15 protein-coding genes are annotated in these 15,797 nt (G+C 64.3%); 3 read left to right on the forward strand and 12 right to left on the reverse strand.

Annotated elements, in window-relative coordinates; translation table 11 throughout:
* Positions 1 to 227: 227 nt before the first annotated feature.
* Positions 228 to 1,268 (reverse strand): IS110 family transposase, encoded by a 1,041-nt coding sequence (locus ACP2YO_RS30105; protein ID WP_426434766.1) that lies wholly within the window; start codon positions 1,266 to 1,268, stop codon positions 228 to 230.
* A gap of 258 nt (positions 1,269 to 1,526) precedes the next feature.
* Between ACP2YO_RS30105 and ACP2YO_RS30110 the strand changes: the two genes are divergently transcribed.
* Positions 1,527 to 2,435: a PaaI family thioesterase gene (locus ACP2YO_RS30110; RefSeq protein ID WP_426434767.1), complete on the forward strand. Its 909-nt coding sequence runs from the start codon at positions 1,527 to 1,529 to the stop codon at positions 2,433 to 2,435.
* Positions 2,436 to 2,466: 31 nt separating this feature from the next.
* Here ACP2YO_RS30110 and ACP2YO_RS30115 read toward each other — a convergent pair whose 3' ends face one another.
* From ACP2YO_RS30115 to ACP2YO_RS30155, 9 genes are all read right to left on the reverse strand, one after another.
* A complete protein-coding gene (locus ACP2YO_RS30115; protein WP_426434768.1) occupies positions 2,467 to 3,300 on the reverse strand; it encodes an inositol monophosphatase family protein in 834 nt (277 codons plus the stop codon).
* A 57-nt stretch (positions 3,301 to 3,357) separates the two neighbouring features.
* Positions 3,358 to 4,074: an HAD family hydrolase gene (locus tag ACP2YO_RS30120; protein ID WP_426434769.1), complete on the reverse strand. Its 717-nt coding sequence runs from the start codon at positions 4,072 to 4,074 to the stop codon at positions 3,358 to 3,360.
* Positions 4,071 to 4,997, reverse strand: coding sequence for a CbbX protein (cbbX, locus tag ACP2YO_RS30125; protein ID WP_426434770.1), 927 nt, complete (start codon positions 4,995 to 4,997; stop codon positions 4,071 to 4,073). Before cbbX ends, ACP2YO_RS30120 begins: the two co-directional genes overlap by 4 nt.
* Positions 4,998 to 5,106: 109 nt before the next feature.
* Positions 5,107 to 5,532, reverse strand: coding sequence for a ribulose bisphosphate carboxylase small subunit (locus tag ACP2YO_RS30130; protein ID WP_426434771.1), 426 nt, complete (start codon positions 5,530 to 5,532; stop codon positions 5,107 to 5,109).
* Between the two features lie 12 nt (positions 5,533 to 5,544).
* Entirely contained in the window at positions 5,545 to 7,008 is a 1,464-nt protein-coding gene (locus tag ACP2YO_RS30135) for a form I ribulose bisphosphate carboxylase large subunit (RefSeq protein WP_426434772.1), read from the reverse strand.
* Between the two features lie 30 nt (positions 7,009 to 7,038).
* Positions 7,039 to 8,121 (reverse strand): class II fructose-bisphosphate aldolase, encoded by a 1,083-nt coding sequence (fba, locus tag ACP2YO_RS30140; protein WP_426434773.1) that lies wholly within the window; start codon positions 8,119 to 8,121, stop codon positions 7,039 to 7,041.
* A gap of 15 nt (positions 8,122 to 8,136) precedes the next feature.
* Positions 8,137 to 10,152: a transketolase gene (gene tkt, locus ACP2YO_RS30145; RefSeq protein WP_426434774.1), complete on the reverse strand. Its 2,016-nt coding sequence runs from the start codon at positions 10,150 to 10,152 to the stop codon at positions 8,137 to 8,139.
* Positions 10,149 to 11,024: a phosphoribulokinase gene (locus ACP2YO_RS30150; protein ID WP_426434775.1), complete on the reverse strand. Its 876-nt coding sequence runs from the start codon at positions 11,022 to 11,024 to the stop codon at positions 10,149 to 10,151. Before ACP2YO_RS30150 ends, tkt begins: the two co-directional genes overlap by 4 nt.
* Positions 11,025 to 11,034: 10 nt before the next feature.
* Positions 11,035 to 12,015, reverse strand: coding sequence for a class 1 fructose-bisphosphatase (locus ACP2YO_RS30155; RefSeq protein WP_426443350.1), 981 nt, complete (start codon positions 12,013 to 12,015; stop codon positions 11,035 to 11,037).
* 208 nt (positions 12,016 to 12,223) lie between these two features.
* On the opposite strand from ACP2YO_RS30155, the gene ACP2YO_RS30160 reads away from it, so the two are divergent.
* Positions 12,224 to 13,150: a LysR family transcriptional regulator gene (locus tag ACP2YO_RS30160; RefSeq protein WP_426434776.1), complete on the forward strand. Its 927-nt coding sequence runs from the start codon at positions 12,224 to 12,226 to the stop codon at positions 13,148 to 13,150.
* Here ACP2YO_RS30160 and ACP2YO_RS30165 read toward each other — a convergent pair.
* Positions 13,147 to 13,335, reverse strand: a complete 189-nt coding sequence (locus ACP2YO_RS30165; protein WP_426434777.1) for a hypothetical protein — start codon at positions 13,333 to 13,335, stop codon at positions 13,147 to 13,149. The two genes, ACP2YO_RS30160 and ACP2YO_RS30165, sit on opposite strands and share 4 nt — an antisense overlap.
* The gene (locus ACP2YO_RS30170) at positions 13,332 to 13,775 is read right to left on the reverse strand and encodes a PepSY-associated TM helix domain-containing protein (RefSeq protein ID WP_426434778.1); all 444 of its coding nucleotides are present in this window, start codon (positions 13,773 to 13,775) and stop codon (positions 13,332 to 13,334) included. Before ACP2YO_RS30170 ends, ACP2YO_RS30165 begins: the two co-directional genes overlap by 4 nt.
* Positions 13,776 to 14,079: 304 nt before the next feature.
* Between ACP2YO_RS30170 and ACP2YO_RS30175 the strand changes: the two genes are divergently transcribed.
* Positions 14,080 to 15,774: an ATP-binding protein gene (locus ACP2YO_RS30175; protein ID WP_426434779.1), complete on the forward strand. Its 1,695-nt coding sequence runs from the start codon at positions 14,080 to 14,082 to the stop codon at positions 15,772 to 15,774.
* Positions 15,775 to 15,797: the final 23 nt, after the last annotated feature.

Below are 15,797 nucleotides of genomic sequence, written 5' to 3' on the forward strand. Positions count from 1 at the left end.
TTTTGAGCGGATCGGATCGCTTGCATCCATATGTCCGGCCTTTTGAGTGCGATCGGATGGATCGCTGGCCAAGATGGTTTGCGCGATGCGAGTTCCAAACAACCACGCGGCCTGTTGACGGCCGATGGGTCCTACGGACTGTCTCGCATCGTTGCTCGATCGATCGCTCCATCTGCTCCTGCAGCTCCGGGTCGGCTGACGAGCGAGCCCGCCAGCCGGCCAATCTGTTAGACGGCGACTGCCGCGGTGGCATTGATCCGTGCGGCGTCATAACTCTCACCGGTCGCCATCAGCTTCCAGGCGATGCGGGCCACCTTGTTGGCGAGCGCCACGGCGGCAAGCTTCGGTGGCTTGCGCTTGATCAGGGCCAGCAGCCAGCGCGAGTGATGGCCGCGCCCGCGTCTGGCCTGCTGGATGACCGCCGTTGCCCCGATCACCAGCAGGCGGCGCAGGTCCTCGTCGCCCGCCCGCGTGATCCTGCCAAGCCTGGTTTTGCCGGCGGTGGAGTGATCCTGGGGGGTGAGGCCGAGCCAGGCTGCGAAGTGACGGCCGGAGCGGAAAGCATGGGGATCGGGTGTCTTCATCACGAGCGTCGTTGCAACGATCGGCCCGACAGAAGGGATCTGCGCCAGACGCCGGCCCACGGCGTCGGAGCGGTGCCAGGCCATCAATCTGGCTTCGATCTCCTGCAGCTCGCCCACGAGTCTGGTGTAGTCGCGGCCCAGCACCGTAAACAGCTCGCGTGCCAGGGCAGGAAGCGTCTCGTCCTGCGCAATCCGCGCCAGCAGCGGCTCGATCTTGTCGGTCCCTTGGGCCCCGATCAGGCCAAACTCTGCCGCATGGCCGCGGATCATATTGCCGAGCTGGGTGCGCCGGGCGATCAATCCAGCGCGGACACCCGTCAGCATCAGCGCGGCCTGCTGCTCGACCGTCTTGACCGGCACGAACCGCATGCTCGGCCGGCTCATCGCTTCACACAGCGCCTCCGCATCCCGACCGTCGTTCTTGTTCCGCGACACATAGGGCTTCACCAATTGCGGCGCCATCAACTTCACCTCGTGGCCCAGCTTGCGAAGCTCCCGTGCCCAATGGTGCGAGGCCCCACAGGCCTCCATCCCGATCACGGTCGGCGGCAACTTGGCGAAGAACTCCAGCACCTGCTTGCGCGCAAGCTTCTTGCGCAACACAGGCTGTTCCGCCGCATCAACCCCATGCAGCACAAAAATATACTTCGACGTATCCATTCCAATGCGGATAATCTCTCTCACGGACGGCTCCCTTGTCTGAGATTTGCAACAACCTCATTCTGGCACACTGATGCCGTAGGGGGCCGTCCACACCATCAACCCCAAATTAAAATCGTTACACGAGGCTGGGGCCACGATCCCTTTCGCGACAATTTTGATGGTTACGGGTCTGGCTTTCGCCAGGACGACAATGGGGATGTCGCGCCTTAGCTCTTCCACCGCTATTGGTCCGGCTCCGATCCTTTGCCCGCTTCGTGGCCTTGGTCTAGAAATACCGGCATGACCCAATCATCGAACACAACCCTTCCCTTTGACGATCTCACCCGCGCCATCCAGGCTCGCCGTTCCATCTATGGCTCGATCAGCGGCCTGCGGCTCGACCGCGCCGCACCCGGCGAAGCCTGGGCGAGCCTGCCGTACCGGCCGGTTTTTGTTGGCGACACCGAGACCGGCGTCTTGCATGGCGGCGTGGTCACCGCGATGCTTGACGAAAGCTGCGGCATGGCGGTGCAGCTCGCGCTCGACGGAACCCGCGCGATCGCGACGCTGGATTTGCGCATCGATTACCAGAAGCCCGCGACGCCGGGCCACGACATCCGCGCGCATGCGATCTGCTACCGCGTCACCCGCCTGATCGCTTTCGTGCGCGCCACCGCCTATCAGGATTCCGAGGACGATCCGGTCGCCACCGCGACCGCCTGCTTCATGATCGATGCCAACCGCACCAACATGTTGCGCGACTGGGCGATGGAGGCGCACGGACCGCTGCCGGCGCTCGAAGCGCCGGATGACCCCACTGGACCGTTCGCCACCAGTCCGTTCGCGCTTTGCCTCGGCATCCGCGCCGGCGATGACGATACGCTGGTGATGCCGTTCTCACCAAAGATCATCGGCAATCCGATCCTGCCCGCGATCCATGGCGGCATCACCGGCGCATTCCTGGAAACCACCGCGATCGTCGGCGTGACACGCGAGCTCGGCGTCGAGGTACGGCCGAAGCCGATCGGCCTCACCATCAACTATCTGCGCTCCGGCCGCGCGCTAGACAGTCACGGGCGGGTGTCGATCGTCAAGCAGGGCCGCCGCGTCGTCGCGTTCGAGGCGCAAACCTGGCAGGACGATCCGGCCAAGCCGATCGCGTCGGCCTTTGGTCATTTCATGCTGCGGCAGAATATCGACGAGGAGTAGGACGGACGAGTGCAACAATCGCCACGGACATTCATCCAGCCGGTGTCAGGATCGCCTGCTTCGCGGCGTGCCAGCTCTCCTCGTCCGGCGCGCACAGCAAGCCGCCCGTCATATTCACGGGCCGATAGGGGCTTCCGTCGAAATGCTCGCTGTAGCCGCCCGCCTCCTGATGCAGCAGCCAGCCCGCCGCGTGATCCCACGGCATCAGCTTGTTGTAGAACAGCAAGTGGCAGTGCCCCGACGCCGCCATCCGGTATTCGTGCACGGCGCATCGCAGCCACGAGCTCATGCCGAGCTTCGAGAGATTGCCGGCCACCGTCGTCCGCAACGGTTCGGGGAGGAAGTTGACGCCGATGACGGCATCCATCTGCTTGACCGGTGCGGCCGGTGCGACCCTCAGGTCGAAGCGCTTGCCATCCGGCATTTCGAGCCATGCGCCCTCGCCACGCAGCGCAAACGCAGTGTCGTTGCAGACGGGGTCATGGATCGCGCCGAGCACGATCTCGCCGCGCATGGTGACCGCTACCATGGTGCCGAACAGCGGCAGGCTGGAGGTAAAGTTCCTGGTGCCATCGATCGGATCGATGATGAAGGCAAGCTCCGCTGTGCCGATCTGGTCGAGCGCGGCCGGATCGCGTGCCGTGCCCTCCTCACCGATAACAGCGGCGCCGGGGAACGCGCGCAGCAGCGCCGCCGATATCACCTGCTCGGCAATCTCGTCGGCTTCGGTGACCACGTCGAACGCCGACGTCTTGGTGCGGACCTCGATCTCCCGCACGCGGCGGAAGCGCGGCATGATCTCGGTGCGGCCGACCTCGGCCAGGATGATTCCGATGTTGAGCGCATCGGCATGGGACAGTTTCACGCGGCGTTCTCCTGCATTGCGCCGCCATCCTATCGCAGAAATATGACCGCGTGGCGGTCAATAGTCGATCTCGGCGAGGTCATCGACGACCAGCATAGCACCGGTCCAATCGTCGTCGCGGAAATACGCGCTTTTGCTGATGATCACGGGAATGCCGGCCCGCGACGCCGCCATCAGGCCGTTGCCGGAATCCTCGATCGCGATGCAATCAGCCGGCCCGAGCGCCAGCCGCGCGAGCACCTCGACATAGATGTCGGGCGCGGGCTTCTTCCGTGGAACATCATCGCCGGCACCGATCGTCTCGAACAGACCGGCCCAATCGCGGCCGAGCGCCACCGACAGCAGTGCATCGATGTTGCCATGCGACGTCGTCGTGGCGATTGCCAGGCGCTGGCCGCGGCTGCGCGCACCTGTAAGCCACGCTTCCACGCCGGGCCGCAGCGGGCGGTTGCCCGTGGCGATCAGCTCGGCATAGCGCGCGGTCTTGACCCGGTGCAGGCCGGCAATGTCGGCAAAGGACAGCGGCGGGGCGGCGCTGCGCTGATCGTACGCGCGGATGCGCTCCTTGCCGCCGGCCACCCGAAGCAGCCGCCCGTAGGTGGTACGATCCCAGTGCCAGCCGAGGCCGGCTTCGGCAAACGCGTCGTTGAACGCGCGGCGATGCACCTCCTCGGTTTCGGCGAGCGTGCCGTCGACATCGAAGATCAGCGCGCGGGCCGTCGCAATGACATCCCGCATCCCAAATGTTCGGATCGCCGGGAGCGCCTGGTTCATCGCCCCTGCTCCGTCGCGCCGCTGTCCTTTGCGAACACGCGGCTGGCAAGCACATCGCCGGCTTCGATCGACATCACGTCGTCGGCGGTCAGGGTACGGTCGAGCTTCGCCACGATCCGGTTGGCCTGCCGCAGCCTGATCCGATCGAGCGCGTTGCGGATCGAGCGTGCATTGGAAAACAACGGCTGCACCTTGCGCGCGGCGATGTAGCGGATGAAGGCCTCACGTGCTTCGGGAGAGAAACGATAATTCTGCTGCTGCAGCATCAATTCGGAAATCCAGAGCAATTCCGGATCCGAATAATCGGGAAAGTCGACGTGATGGGCGATGCGCGACCGGAAGCCCGGGTTGCTCTGGAAGAATTTCTCCATCCGGTCGCCGTAGCCGGCCAGGATCACGACCAGATCCTCACGCTGCTGTTCCATCACCTGCAGCAGGATCTCGATCGCCTCCTGGCCATAGTCGCGCTCGTTCTCGGACCGGTAGAGATAATAGGCCTCGTCGATGAACAGCACGCCGCCCATCGCCTTCTTCAATATCTCCTTGGTCTTCGGTGCGGTGTGGCCGATATATTGCCCGACGAGATCGTCGCGCGTGACGCTGATGACGTGGCCGCGGCGCACGAAGCCGAGCCGGTGCAGGATGCCGGCCATCCTGAGCGCCACGGTGGTCTTGCCCGTACCGGGGTTCCCGGTGAACGACATGTGCAGGGTCGGAAATGTCGTCGCGAGCGCCATCTTCCGCCTGATGCGCTCGACCAGCAGCAGCGAGGCAATCTCCCTGATCCGGGTTTTCACCGGCTTAAGTCCGATCAATTCGGAATCAAGCTGGTCGAGCACGTCGCCGATGCCGAGGTCCGCGAACTCATGCCTGATATCGACGGTCTCGACTGGAGTCTCACGCGGCTGTTCTTGTGGCTTCATCGCAATCCTCTCGCATCAAAAGCTCCGTCGCCGCGGTGGCGGCGACGGAGAAGTGCATCCGGAGCAGGACGGCCGAGGGAGCAATCCGCCTGGCTTCAGCCGGATGCTGTCAACGATCGGCGTAGCGCTCGCCCTCCGGCCGCGTGGCCGCATAGGCGTGCGTCGAATAGCGGATGTTGCGGCCAACGGATTCCTGCCGGTCGAGCCGGAAGCCGGGCTCCTCGTGCGGCCGGTTGACGATGAAGGAGATGCGGACGGACTCCCAGCCATGACCGGAATCGAAGCCGGAGATCCGGATGTACCTGTTACCATAGACGCGCCGGCAATCGGCAAGCTCCTTCATGATGCCTGCGGCATCGCGCAGGTCGAACATCGGCAGGCCCCACATTTCCCAATAGGTGTTGCGGGGATGCGGATCGTCGGTGAACTCGATGTTCACCGCCCAACCCTTATCGAGGCAATATTGCACCTGTGCGGAGATCTGCTCGTCGGTGAAATCGGGCAGGAAGGAAAAGCAACCCTGGGTCATGCGCATGAGAACCTCCTGTCAGACCGCCATGCTCGGCGTGGGGACGAAGTCGGGTGCGTCAGTCGACTCGTAATTGAAGGTGACGTCCTTCCAGATATCGAGCGCTTCGCGCAGCGGCGTGCAGGTCAGCGCCGCCTTGGCGAGGATCTCCGGTCCTTCATGGACGTAATCGCGCCCCTCGTTGCGGGCGAGGATCATCGCCTCCAGTGCGACGCGATTGGCCGTCGCACCGGCCTGGATGCCGCGGGGATGCCCGATGGTGCCGCCGCCGAACTGCAGCACGACATCTTCACCCAGCAGGTCGAGCAGCTGGTGCATCTGGCCGGCATGGATGCCACCGGATGCCACCGGCATCAGCTTGTTGAGGCTCGCCCAATTCTGATCGAAGAACACGCCGTGTTCGAGCTGCATCGGGTTGAAGTCCTCGCGGCAGATATCGTAGTAGCCGCGCGTCGTGTTCGGGTCGCCCTCGAGCTTGCCGACCACCGTGCCGGCATGGATGTGATCGACACCGGCGAGCCGCATCCACTTTGCAATCACGCGGAACGAGACGCCATGGCTGCGCTGCCGCGTGTAGGTCGAGTGGCCAGCGCGGTGCAGATGCAGGATCATGTTGTTGCGGCGTGCCCACTTTGCCATCGACTGGATCGCGGTGTAGCCGATCACGAGGTCGATCATGACGATGGTGGAACCAAGCTCGTGCGCGAACTCGGCACGCTCATACATGTCCTCCATCGTCGCCGCGGTGACATTCAGGTACGTCCCCTTGATCTCCCCGGTCGCGGCCTGCGCGCGATTGACCGCCTCCATGCAGTAGAGGAAGCGTTCGCGCCAATGCATAAAGGGCTGCGAGTTGATGTTCTCGTCGTCCTTGGTGAAGTCGAGTCCGCCCTTCAGCGCCTCATAGACGACGCGGCCGTAGTTGCGGCCGGACAAGCCAAGCTTCGGCTTCACCGTGGCGCCGAGCAGCGGGCGGCCGAATTTGTCGAGCCGCTCGCGCTCGACCACGATGCCGGTCGCCGGGCCCTGGAACGTCTTCACATAGGCGACCGGCAGCCGCATGTCCTCCAGCCGCAACGCCTTCAGCGGCTTGAAGCCGAAGACGTTGCCGATGATCGACGCGGTCAGGTTCGCAATCGAGCCCGGCTCGAAAAGATCGAGGTCATAGGCGATATAGGCGAAATAGCTGCCCGGCGAATTCGGCACCGGATCGACCCGGTAGCATTTGGCACGGTACTTCTCCGCGGCTGTCAGGCGATCGGTCCACACCACAGTCCAGGTCGCAGTGGAGGATTCGCCGGCGACCGCCGCGCACGCTTCGGTCGGATCGACGCCGTCCTGCGGCGTGACACGGAACAGTGCGATGACGTCGGTGTCCTTGGGCTCGTAGTTCGGCTCCCAATAGCCCATCCGCTTGTATTCCATCACGCCGGACTTGTAGCGATCCTTGCCGCGCACGGTGATCGACTGCTGAATATTCATCTGAATCTCCTGTCGTTGGTCGCCCTTTGCTCAAGCGGCCTGGGTCATGCTTCCGATTTGCGGATCGAGTGCGCCGGCCCGGTAGCGCCGCGCCATCTCCGGCAAGGGGACCACCTTGATCTTGCCGGCATTGCCGGCCGTGCCGAACTGCTCGAAGCGGTCCCGGCACAGCTCGCGCAACGCGTCCATCGCGGGCTTGAGGAACTTGCGCGGGTCGAACTCGCTCTTCGCCTGCACCGCGACCTTGCGGAAGGCCGCGGCCATCGCGAGCCGGCAATCGGTATCGATGTTGACCTTGCGCACGCCGTGCCGGATGCCGCGGACAATCTCTTCGACCGGCACGCCCCAAGTCTGCGGCATCTCGCCGCCGAACTCGTTGAATATGTCCTGCAGCGGCTGCGGCACCGAGGACGAGCCGTGCATCACCAGATGCGTGTTGGGCAGCCGCGTGTGGATCTCCTCAACCACGCGCATCGCCAGGATCTCGCCGTCGGGCCTGCGGGTGAATTTGTAGGCGCCGTGCGAGGTTCCCATGGCGATTGCGAGCGCATCGACCCTGGTGGCCCGGACGAAATCGACGGCCTGGTCGGGATCGGTCAGCAGCTGGTCGTGACTAAGCGGGCCTTCGGCGCCGTGTCCGTCCTCCTGCTCGCCGCTGCCGTGCTCGAGCGAGCCGAGGACGCCGAGCTCGCCCTCGACCGATGCGCCGACCCAGTGCGCCATCTCGACGACCCGGCGGGTGATATCGACGTTGTAGTCGTAGTCCGCGGCGGTCTTGGCATCGGCCTTCAGGGAGCCGTCCATCATGACCGAGGTGAAGCCGTATCTGATGGCGGTGGCACAGGTGGATTCCTCGTTGCCGTGGTCGAGATGCAGGCAGAGCGGAATCTGCGGATACATCTCCTCCAGCGCATCGATCATCTTCGCCAGCATGATGTCGCCGGTGTAGGCCCGCGCGCCGCGCGAGGCCTGCATGATTACAGGCGCATCGCAGGCCGCCGCTGCCTCCATGATGGCGAGGCCCTGCTCCATGTTGTTGATGTTGAAGGCCGGCACGCCGTAGCTGCGCTCGGCGGCATGATCCAGCAATTGCCTCAGGGTTATCCGCGCCATATTGACATCCTCTTTTCAAGTCGACCGACGGGTCACACGTTTCGCCGCGGCAGCGACCGCCGCCGGCGTAATGCCGAATTCGCGGTAAAGCACGTCAGCCGGCGCGGAGGCGCCAAAGCCGGTCATGCCGACGAACTCGCCGTCGTCACCGAGCCAGCGCGCCCACTCGCCCTCAACAGCGGCCTCGACGCCGACGCGCGGCACCTCGCCCAGTACCTTTGCGCGATAATCACGCGGCTGCCGGCGGAACAGGTCGAAGCACGGCGCCGACACGACGGCGGCGCTTATATTGTCGCCGGCTAGGAGTTGTGCGGCCTCGAGCGCAAGGGACACTTCGGAACCGCTCGCGATCAAGGTGACGTCCCGTTCTTTTTCCGGCTCGACAACGACATAGGCACCGAGCGCAACCTGATTGATGTCGCTTGCACCGTCCCGAAAGGCTGGAAGGGCCTGCCGCGACAGACAGAGGATCGACGGCGCGGTCTCGCTCTTCAGTGCGCAGTCCCAGGCTTCCGCGGTCTCGACCGCATCGGCCGGGCGAAACACCAGCAGGTTGGGGATGGCGCGCAGCGCGGCCAGATGCTCGACAGGCTGGTGCGTTGGACCGTCCTCACCCAGGCCGATCGAGTCATGAGTCATCACGTGAATGACCCGAATACCCATCAGCGCAGCGAGCCGGATCGCGGGCCGGCTGTAGTCGGCAAACGTCAGGAACGTCCCGCCATAGGGGATGAACCCGCCATGCAGGGCGATGCCGTTCATCGCTGCGGCCATGCCGTGCTCGCGGATGCCATAGTGGATGTAGCTGCCGTCAAGCTCACCCGGTCGCACCGGCGCTTGCGTCTTCGCCAGCGTCAGGTTGGAATGGGTGAGATCCGCCGAGCCCCCGAGCAGGTTCGGCAGGGCCCCCGCAATCACGTTGATCACCTGCTGCGACGCCTGACGGGTCGCGAGCTTCGGCCGTTCGGTCGCGAAGCGCGTCCGCAACTCCGCCATCGCCTCGGCATAGGCACAGGGCAGTTTCCGGTTCAGCGCGTCGTGGAATGGGGATCGCTCGCCGTTGCATGCGCGGCGCGATCGTTCGATCCAGGCGCGGCGCGCGTCGCGGCTGCGCGCGCCGATTTCCCGCCACTCGGCGAGCACCGCATCGGGTACCTCGAACGCCGGATAGGGCCAGCCCAGCACCGCGCGGGTCTTCTGCGTCTCGTCGGCACCGAGCGGCGCGCCATGAACCTTCTCGCTGCCTTGCCGATTCGGCGCGCCGAACCCGATCACCGTGCGACAGGCGATCAGCGACGGACGATCGCTCACTTTGGCCTGCCTGACCGCTGCGGCAATCGCCTGGGGATCATGACCGTCGATGCTGCAAACGTTCCACCCGCTAGCCTTGAACCGCGCCGCCTGGTCGTCGGAGCAGGACAGGGACGTCGCGCCGTCGATCGAGATATGATTGTCGTCGAACAGTACGATCAGCCGGTTGAGCCGCAGATGGCCGGCAAGCGAGATCGCCTCGTGACTGATGCCCTCCATCAGGCAACCATCGCCGGCGATCACGTAGGTGAAGTGATCGACGAGATCGTCGCCGAAGCGCGTATTCATCAGCCGCTCGGCCAGCGCCATCCCGACCGCGGTTGCAATCCCCTGCCCGAGGGGTCCCGTTGTCGTCTCGACACCCGGCGTATGGCCATATTCGGGATGCCCCGGGGTCTTCGAGCCCCACTGCCTGAAAGCCTTGAGCTGATCGAGCGTCATGCTTTCGTAGCCGGTCAGATGGAGCAGCGCGTAGAGCAGCATCGAGCCGTGGCCGGCCGAGAGCACGAACCGGTCGCGGTCCGGCCAGGCCGGATCGGCGGGATCGAACTTCAGGAAGCTGGAGAACAGCACAGTCGCGACATCGGCCATGCCCATTGGCATGCCGGGATGGCCGGATTTCGCTTGCTCAACGGCATCGATCGCGAGGAAGCGAATGGCATTCGCCATCTCGGCATGGCTGACGTCGGTACGGACGGCTGCGGACGCAAGTGCGGTCATATCGTTCGCCTCTTTCGTTCGATCAGTTGCAGGATCAGCGGAGTGAGGATGAGCTGCATCGCAAGGTCGAGCTTCGCGCCATGAATCACGATCGAATTGGCGCGCGACATGAAGCTGTGCGGGATCATCGACAGCAGGTAGGGAAAATCGATGCCGCGCGGGTTCTTCAGCCGGATCACGACCATCGATTCATCGGGGGTCGGGATCCAACGCGCGATGAAGGGGTTCGAGGTGTCGACGGTCGGCACGCGCTGGAAGTTGATGTCGGTCTCCGAGAACTGCGGGCAGATGTAGTTCACATAGTCGGGCATGCGGCGCAGGATGGTGTCGGTCACCGCTTCGGTCGAATAGCCGCGATGGCTGCGGTCGCGATGAAGCTTCTGGATCCACTCGAGATTGATGACCGGCACGACGCCGATCTTGAGATCGGCATGCTGAGCAACATTCACCGTGTCGGTGACGACGGCGCCATGCAGGCCCTCGTAGAACAGGAGTTCGGAGGTTTCCGGCAGCGCCTCCCATTCGGTGAAGGTTCCGGGCTTCGCGCCGTAGAGCCGCGACTCCTCCTCGTCGTGCACATAGTGCCGTGTCGTTCCGGTGCCGGTCTCGGCATAATCGCTGAACAGCTTCTCAAGCTCCTCCAGCAGATTGGTCTCGGGGCTGAAATGGCTGAAGTGCTTGTTGCCGCGCTCGGCCTTCTCCGACATCTTGCTGCGCATTTCGGCGCGGTCGTAGCGGTGGAAGGCGTCGCCCTCGATATAGGCCGCGACGACGTTCTCCCGCCGGAAGATGTTCTCAAAGGTCTTCTTCACCGACGTCGTACCGGCGCCGGAGGAACCTGTGATGGATATGATGGGATGTCGGCGTGACATGCGATTCCCCTCAACGGAACAGGCCGCGCCGCGCGAACAGCGGGGCATCGCTACTCTCGAACAACGGCTCGACCTTCTGGTGGATCGCATCAACATCGCGCACGGCGCGCGTCGATCCCATGATCAGGGGCACGCGCTGATGCGGCGTACGCGCCGACAATTCGAGAATGCGCGTCCGGCCATCCGAGGCGGCGCCGCCCGCCCATTCCATGATCAACGCGATCGGATGGGCTTCATACAGCAGCCGCAACCGGCCCTCGCGGTAGCCCTGTCGCGCATCCGCCGGGTAGAGGAAGACGCCGCCGCGGATCAGGATGCGATAGGCTTCGGCCACCAGCGAGCCGATCCAGCGCATGTTGAAATCCTGGCCGCGCTCGCCATCAACGCCGGCAAGGCACTGATCGATGAAGCCGCGCACAGCGCCGCTCCAGTGCCGGCGGTTGGAGGCGTTGATCGCAAACTCCGATGTGTCCTGCGACACCCGCAGGTCGCACGCGGACAGCACGAATTCGTTCGTTCGCGGATCGAGCGTGAAGCAATCGACGCACTGGTCGAGCGCCAGCACCAGGATCGTCTGCGGGCCGTAGATGAAGCAGCCGGCCGCGCACTGTGCCGTGCCGGGTTCGAAAAACGTCGAGATGATGTCGTGCGCTTTCGGCCGGATCGAGAAGATCGTGCCGACCGAGATGTTGTTCTCGAGATTGGCGGAACCATCGAGCGGATCGATCGCAACGCAGAGCGGCGCGTCGGCGTCGAGCGTTTCAGGCAGTTCCGCCTCCTCGGACAGCACGGCGGCAACCGGCGCGGTCCGCAGCGCCTCGCGCATCAGGCGGTCGGCAACGATGTCGATCGTCCTCTGCCTGTCACCGTCGGGATTGATGCCGCCGCTTTCACCGCCGATGCCTGCAAGCGAACCGGCCGCGACGGTGCGCGAGAGTTCCACTGCAGCAAGGGCAAGCGCCTCGATGACCACGACGGTGGCCGCACGCATCGGGTTGTGCTGCGCCGGCCATTCCAGATAGGCATGCAATGCAGGACGAATCTCCACGGGCCGCTCCCTTTGATCACGCCCTCTTTGCAGAGGCTTCGATGGACGACCCAACCGGGAGTCGCCGTCGCCACCATCAACGCCCGAATTGCGGAATTAGGGAAATTTTATTATCTTTGGTCACGCCAAAGTATTTCTTATGGAGCTCGCCATGGCCGGCCACTTCTCACGGGACCTCACCATCCGTCAGCTGCGCGCGCTATCCGCCGTGCAGGAGGCGGGCTCGATCACGGCGGCGGCCAATCGCCTCAACCTCACGCAGCCGGCGGTGACGCTGCAGCTCCGCAATCTGCAGGCGCTGGCAGGGCTGCCGCTGATCCAACGCACCGGCGACGGCATGGCCTTGACGGATGCCGGCGCCCATGTGCTCGCCCTCGTCGAGCGGATCGAAGCGGCGTTGAAGGATTGCGAACAATCGCTCGACCTGATCGCGGGCCGTAGCGGCGGACGCGTCTCGATGGGCGCGGTGAGCACGGCAAAGTATTTCGTGCCGTTCGCGATCGCGGCGTTCTCACGCCGCTTCCCGAAGATTGAGGTCGTGCTCAGGATCGGCAATCGTGAGGAGATCCGCGACGCGCTGCGCGGCTACGACCTCGATATCGCCGTGATGGGCCGGCCACCTGCCGATATCGAGGTCGAGATGCGCCCGCTCGGACGGCATCCGCACTTCATCATCGCCGCCGCCGATCATCGGCTCGCGCGGCGGCGACACGTCGAGACATCGGAGCTCGCCAACGAGACCTTCATCATTCGCGAGCAGGGATCCGGCACGCGGATGCTGATGGAAGAATTCTTCCAGCGGCTCCGGTTGACGCCGAAGATCGGCATGGCGATGGACAGCAACGAGACCATCAAGCAGGCTGTAATGGCTGGGCTCGGCATCGCCTTCATCTCGCAGCACACCGTGTTTCACGAGCTGGAGGACGGCCGCCTCGTGGTGCTCAAGGTGAGGGGATTGCCGATCGTTCGCCAGTGGCACGCGATCCGCCGCGCCGACAAGGTGTTGCTGCCTCCGGCGCAGGCCATGCTGGATTTTCTCGGCAAGGAGGGCTGGCGCTATCTGCCGAATACGCGTTAACGAAGCCGCGAGCGTAGCCATGCCCATGCGACGATCGCCACTGGGGCTGCGACCGCCCAGGAGAAATAGCGGCCGAGATCGCCGAGCAGCAGCGCGGCGAGCAGACCGCACAGGGTCAGCATCGCGACGACAATCGGCGCACCGAACACATGGGTCCAGCGCGGCCGGCCGGTCCCCGCCTTCATCGCGCCAACACGATCTGGGTGGTCGCCGCGACGCGCCCCCGCTTCCGCCGTCGCGCCAGCCAGAGATAGAGCCCGCTGCAGATCACGATGATCGTCATCACGTCGAGGATCGCCCAGATGATCTTCAGCGGCATCCCGCCATAGTCGCCGAAATGCAGCGGCTGCGAGATCAGGAGCGCTTGCAGATAGACAGGCAACGCGCGGGTGTCGGAGACCTCGCCGGTCTCGCCGTCGAGCAGCACCGGCTTGAGCAGTCGCGACGTCAGCGGCGTGTCGCCGCGCATGAAGGCGGTATAGTGATGCGACGACGTGAACGGCGTTCCCGGATAGGCCACGAAGGCGACGTCCATGCCGGGCGCCGCCTGCTTCGCCTGCGCCACCACCTGATCCAGCGGCGCCAACGTTACCGGCGGAGGCTTGCCGGCATAGGGCTTTACCATGTCGCCCTCATGGAAACATCGCCGAACATGATTCGCATCGAGAGAGTGACAGCGAGGGATCCTGCGACGTCGCTGGCCCGCTGTCGTCGTGCGAGCCAATGCGAAAGCAGCATTCGCGGAGAACTTATTCGTGGGGTCGGCGGTTAACCTTTCCAAATCGTGTGGGAAGACCCGCAAGCCCGCAAGCTGGAACAAAGGCCATTGCGCTCTACCAGGGCGCGTGCCACATTTTTGCCAACGATCTCAACGCGCCGTCGGACATGCTCCTGCGAGGGAGGATCAACTGCACAGCCCAAGCCCGCCCATGCCTGACTTCAAGGCGTTGTTCGAGGCGGCCCCTGGCCTCTATCTGGTGCTGACGGCACCCGAGTTTCGCATCGTGGCGGTGAGCGAGGCCTATCTGCGCGCCACCAAGACCGAGCGCGCTGCGATCCTCGGGCACGGACTGTTCGAGATATTCCCTGACAATCCCGACGATCCGGCTGCCGACGGTGTACGGAACCTGCGGTCCTCGCTCGAGCGCGTCGTCCAGTTCCGGCGGCCGGATACGATGCCGGTACAGAAGTACGACATCCGCAAGCCCGAAGCCGAGGGCGGCGGCTTCGAGGAGCGCTTCTGGAGCCCGCGCAACTCACCGGTATTGGGGCCGGGCGGGCAGCTCAGCTACATCATCCACCGGGTCGAGGACGTCACGGAATTCATCCATCTGAAGCAGCGCGGCGCCGAACAGGACAAATTGGCAGACCGGCTGCGCGAGCGCACCGAGCAGATGGAAGCCGAAATCTTCATGCGCGGCCGTGAGGTCGAGGCGGCCAAGGAGCAGCTCGAAGCCGAGCAGAAGCTGCGCCAGGTCCAGAAGATGGAGGCGGTCGGGCACCTCACCGGCGGCATCGCGCACGACTTCAACAACATCCTGACGGTGATCACCGGCCTGATCGACATCCTTGCCGACGCCGTCGCGCACGACCCGAACCTGACATCGGTCACCAACATGATCGGCGACGCGGCCGCTCGCGGCGCCGAAGTCACCAAGCACCTACTGGCCTTTTCGCGACAGCAGCCGCTGCAACCGCGTGAAGCCGATCTCAACACGCTGGTACAGGATACCGCGCGCCTGCTGCGCCCCTCGCTCGGCGAGCAGATCGAGATCGAGACGTCGCTCGAACCTGATGCATGGCCGGCCTTCATCGATCCCAATCATCTGTCGACTGCGCTGCTCAATCTCGCGGTCAACGCGCGCGATGCGATGCCCGACGGCGGAAAGCTGATGCTCGAGACCAGCAACGTCGTCCTCGACGAGACCTATGCCGCCGCCAATCTGGATGCCAGCCCCGGCGAATATGTGATGGTCGCGGTCAGCGACACCGGCGGCGGAATCCCCGAGGCCATCAGAGAAAAGGTGTTCGAGCCGTTCTTCACCACCAAGGACACCGGCAAGGGCACCGGCCTGGGCCTCAGCATGGTCTACGGCTTCGTCAAGCAGTCCAACGGACACCTCAAGATCTATTCCGAGGAGGGTCATGGTACCTCGATCAAGCTCTATCTGCCGCGCAGCAGCGGCGACATCATTGACGTCGAGCCGCCTACGGTCGTCGACGCGCGCGGCGGCAACGAATCCATTCTGGTCGTTGAGGACGACTCACTCGTTCGCAACTATGTCAGCGCCCAGCTTGCGCAGCTCGGCTACCACACGATGGTCACCGCCAGCGGCCCCGAGGCATTGGCTGCGGTCGACAAGGGATTCGTCTGCGACTTACTGTTCACCGACGTCATCATGTCCGGTGGCATGAATGGCCGGCAGGTGGCCGATGCGGTTCTGGCGAAGCTACCTTCGGTGCGCGTGCTCTTCACCTCCGGCTACACCGAGGATGCGATCTTCCATCACGGCCAACTCGATCCCGGCGTGACGCTGTTGCCAAAACCCTATCGCAAGTCCGATCTGGCCCGGATGATCCGGCAGGTCCTGGCCCAGCCTGCCGCACCGCTGTCGGGCAAGTAACGGCTCGCCGGTCTAGGGCCCGA

Origin of the sequence: Bradyrhizobium genosp. P (assembly GCF_049949265.1) — a bacterium.
GTDB lineage: Bacteria > Pseudomonadota > Alphaproteobacteria > Rhizobiales > Xanthobacteraceae > Bradyrhizobium.